The organism is uncultured Virgibacillus sp. (genome assembly GCF_947495635.1).
GTDB lineage: Bacteria > Bacillota > Bacilli > Bacillales > Amphibacillaceae > Virgibacillus > Virgibacillus salarius.
In genome coordinates, this window is record NZ_CANMAB010000168.1 from 1 (window position 1) to 4427 (window position 4427).

At 36.9% G+C, this 4427-nt stretch carries 3 protein-coding genes; all 3 read right to left on the reverse strand.

Annotated elements, in window-relative coordinates:
* Positions 1-23: 23 nt before the first annotated feature.
* The 3 genes from opp3C to Q1A47_RS20075 all read right to left on the reverse strand — a co-directional run bounded on the left by opp3C (position 24) and on the right by Q1A47_RS20075 (position 3911).
* Positions 24-1181 (reverse strand): oligopeptide ABC transporter permease, encoded by a 1158-nt coding sequence (opp3C, locus tag Q1A47_RS20065; RefSeq protein WP_121605799.1) that lies wholly within the window; start codon positions 1179-1181, stop codon positions 24-26.
* A 1-nt stretch (position 1182) separates the two neighbouring features.
* Complete coding sequence (gene opp3b, locus Q1A47_RS20070) at positions 1183-2112, reverse strand: oligopeptide ABC transporter permease (RefSeq protein ID WP_166531005.1); 930 nt, start codon at positions 2110-2112, stop codon at positions 1183-1185.
* Between the two features lie 134 nt (positions 2113-2246).
* A complete protein-coding gene (locus Q1A47_RS20075; protein WP_034679422.1) occupies positions 2247-3911 on the reverse strand; it encodes a peptide ABC transporter substrate-binding protein in 1665 nt (554 codons plus the stop codon).
* Positions 3912-4427: the final 516 nt, after the last annotated feature.

Sequence of the window (4427 nt, forward strand, 5' to 3'; positions counted from 1 at the left end):
CTCATTTAGAAACACCTACCTTCTTATTTATGCATTTTCGGATCAAACGCATCACGTAATCCATCTCCAATTAAGTTAAATGCAATCATAATGACTGAAATCAGTACTGCTGGGTAGACTAATAGATATGGATATTGTCTGATATTGTCGAATCCAGTATTTATTAGCGTACCTAGAGATGCATCCGGCGGAACCATCCCTAATCCAATAAAGCTTAGAAATGCTTCAAAAAAGATGGCACTAGGTATCGTAAACATCGTATTAATGATAATAATCCCACTAATATTTGGTACTAGATGCTTCCGAATAATTTTTCCATTCGTTGTGCCCAACGTTCGTGCAGCAAGCACAAATTCCTGATTTTTCAGCTTCAACACTTCACCACGGACGATCCGGGCCATTCCAATCCAACCCGTTATCGTCAGAGCGATAATAATCGATATAATACCTGGCTGTAATACGAGAATCATTAATAGAATAACAACAAGATTCGGAATTCCGACTAATATTTCTAGTATTCGTTGCATCACATTGTCGACTCTTCCGCCATAATATGCGGAAATACCACCATATGCGACACCAATTACGAGATCAATCGCCGCCGCAACTAATGCGATAATTAAGGAAACTCGTGTACCTAACCATAATCTTGTCCATTGATCCCGACCAAGCGTGTCGGTGCCTAGCCAGAAATATTGATCGGACATATCCTTGGCTTCATAAACATGATAAGTAGCTTTTACTTCTGCAGAATTATTGCTGCCATCCCCTTCAGACAGCACCTTTATATCAATAAATTCTTCTTGGTTATCATAACGGGATATAGCCTTTTGTGTAGCTTGTTCAACATTATCACCTTTGAATTCATCCTTTAATGTCCCATCAAAACCTAACCATGAAATATTTTCTAAAACGGGGGCATGCGGAGGCATTTTGGCTCGTGATAAGTCTTGATCGTCTAAACCATGCTCATTCATACCTGGTCCGATGATACTAAATACAACAATCACAGCCAGCAGAATAACACAAAACATTGCCATTTTATTTTTGAAGAAGGTTCGTCTAGCATCTTGCATAAATGTTCGACTAGGGCCTGATATTTTTTCACTATCATTCTCTTTATCTTTTATAGGTACTAGTAATTCTTTTGGGACCTGATTTTTTTGATGATCTTTCTCCATATTAGCTTTCCCCCCCTGTAAGCCTGATTCTAGGGTCAATTAATACATATAGGAGGTCGATGATTAAGATGATTACTACAAATAAAAATGCGAAAAGTATTGTCGTTCCCATAATTACTGGATAATCATTAACCATAACCGATGTAACAAATTGTTCTCCTATTCCTGGCACAGCGAATATTTTTTCAATAACAAGCGTTCCTGTCATTAAACTCACTGCCATTGGGCCAATCACGGTCACAAGTGGAATAAGTGCATTACGCAAGCCGTGTTTAAAGATAATGCCGACTTCGCTGACACCCTTTGCACGTGCCGTTGTAATAAAGTTAGAACCCATTACTTCGATCATTTCCGTACGCGTAAAACGAGCAGCCGTTGCCATCGGGAATATCATCAAGGCGATCGTTGGTAATATGGTATGTTCAAACGTTCCCCATAATGCGACAGGGAACCAGCCTGTTTCCACGGCAAGGAACCATTGGAGTAGTCCCGCAAATACGAAGGATGGAATAGATGTCCCGAGTACTGCTAATATTGTCGAACTATAGTCAAGAAATCCATTGTGCGATATTGCAGCTATTAAACCGAATAAAATTCCTAGAATTGTTCCTACTAATAATGATTGCGCTCCCAACTGTGCAGATGGGCCTATTCGATCCATTAAAATATTCGTTACAGGTGTATTATCAAACGCAAAGGAAATACCTAGATCTCCCTGTACAAGACCTTTCATATAATTTACGTATTGAACGGGAACCGGGTCATTCAAGCCGTATTTTTCTAATACAATGGCTTTTTGTTCTTCACTCAATTTATCCTCTGCATTAAGCGGACTACCAGGCAACATTTTCATCAGAAAGAATGACACGGTAGCAATAATAAACAGTGTAATTGCCATATACATGACGCGACGTAAAATGTAGCGTAACATGCTTGCACCTCCTAAAATTAAGCTAATGTTCAATATTATGAGAATATATCAATATAAGGGGAAAAAGAGAGTATGCATCATGCAGTGCCTACTCTCTCTTTAAAATTTCTATCTTAACTTAAAATGATGTGCGCTTATTCTACACTTGCCCATTTGTACTCATATGTTGGACCAAATGCGTTCATGTATACGCCATGCATCTTAGGAGATACTAATTGTGCTTTAGCACGTTGATAAACAGGTGCTATTGCAGCATCTTCAAATAAAATCTTTTCTGCTTCCAAGAAATTCTCGTAGCGAGCAGTATTATTAGTAGCTAATTCAGTTGTCGTTTCTTCTACTAATTTGTCATATTCTTTATTTGAATATCCCATTTTATTGTTTCCACCGTCTGTCACCCAAAGGCTCATATATGTGTATGGGTCAAGGTAATCTGGTCCCCAACCAGACAGTTGGATGTCATAATCCATTTTTGTGTCTAGGTCTAAACGTTGTTCACCAGGTACTTGCTTTAGGTTGATTTTTAGGCCATCTAGATTTGACTCTAGTTGATTAACAAGATATTCATTCATTGTTTTAGCCGTTTCTGTATCACCAGATAGGAATTCAAGCTCAATGGAATCTTTACCTAATTCTTTTAGACCTTTTTTCCAGTATTCTTTTGCTGCTTCTGGATCATACGTAATATGATCTCCACTTACTTCGCGGAAGTCTTTTTCACCTTCTGGCATTTGAACAAAGTTTTCGGGAATTAAACCATTTGCAACGACAGAACCATTGTTAAGAATAACATCAACTAATGATTGCTTATCGAATGCTCTACTTAGTGCAGCACGAATATTTGTATTAGCTAAAGCTTCATTTCTTGTTTCATTAAATTTTAGATACCATACTGACATTTCAGGAGAAACATTGTAATCTTCGTGTGTAGCATATTGGTCAACCAAATCTGAAGATAAGTCAGCACGATCTACTGTACCTTTTTCATATAGGTCCACTGCTGTTTGTGGGTCTTTAACAACCTCATATGTCAATTTATCTAGTTGTACTGTATCCGCATCCCAGTAACTTTCATTCTTTTCTAGATCCCAAGAACTGCTTGTGCTAGTCCAATTTTTCAATACAAATGGACCGTTTGATAATACTGTCTCAGAACTTGTAGCATATTTATCACCTTGTTCTTCAACGAACTTTTCATTTAATGGTAAGAACGTACCGAACGTTGTGAGTGATTCAAAATATGGAGTTGGGTTTTCAAGCTCAACTACTAATGTATAATCATCTTTAGCAGTAACTCCTAACTCGTCTACAGCAGCATCTCCACTACTAACGGCTTCAGCGTTTTTAATAACACCGCTCATCATGTAAGGACCATACTCTGAACCAGTTTCAGGGTTAACCGCACGTTGCCATGCATAAACAAAGTCATTTGCAGTAACTGGGTCCCCATTTTCCCATTTAGCATCTTCACGTAGTGTAAAAGTCCAAGTTAGACCATCGTCACTTACTTTATGTTCTTTTGCGATACCTTCTGTAGGTTCGCCATTTTTATCTAAGCGATATAGTCCTTCCATAGTAGAACCTAAGAACTGGAAAGAGAACTCATCTGTTGCCATGGAAGAATCCATTGTAGAGATTGTTCCACTTTGTAATAGATTAAGTGTATTATCGCCACTACTTTCACTTGTACCAGAATCTTTACTTTTTGATCCTTCAGTACTATTGTCATCGCCACCGCAGGCTGCTAAAAAAACACTTAGTACGATACCAAGTGCAACCAATAATGACCATTTCTTCATACTAATATCCTCCCTTAGATGTCCCTTTTTTCTGAATATTTTAGTATTTTTCGCTACTAAGAATTCGGTTACAGTTAAAAATTATATAACTTTTAGACAAGTTTGAAAAGGCTTTTTACCTAAAACAGTTTATTTTAATTATTCCTACATTTCTTAATTTATAAGACTTCGTTATTACTAAAATGTCGTTTAATCCTGATTTCATGCATGTTTTCGTCATTTTTCTACAAAGTTTTCATATTCAAAATTTTAGGATATTTGGTTTAAAATACAAGTAATTTTCAGTCAAAAGAATGACGTTTTAAGAACTATTTAAAAATAGGTAACTGAATTAATTTTCATTTTTTAATATCCTTATTGAAATCCGATTCATCTAGAAGTGTTATAAAAATCAAAAAAGCTACTAAAATTAAGAAAAACCTGAGCAAAATTCGCTCATTCCTTATCACTAAATGCTCAGATCTACGCTTCCTCTAGTAGCTATTATGGAATAATAGCTACTGCTTGCTTGACCAC

Bases quoted from the DNA above. Each gene is read 5' to 3' on its own strand.
- Q1A47_RS20075 (WP_034679422.1), bottom strand. From the start codon at position 3,911: ATGAAGAAATGGTCATTATTGGTTGCACTTGGTATCGTACTAAGTGTT.
- opp3C (WP_121605799.1), bottom strand. From the start codon at position 1,181: ATGGAGAAAGATCATCAAAAAAATCAGGTCCCAAAAGAATTACTAGTA.
- opp3b (WP_166531005.1), bottom strand. From the start codon at position 2,112: ATGTTACGCTACATTTTACGTCGCGTCATGTATATGGCAATTACACTG.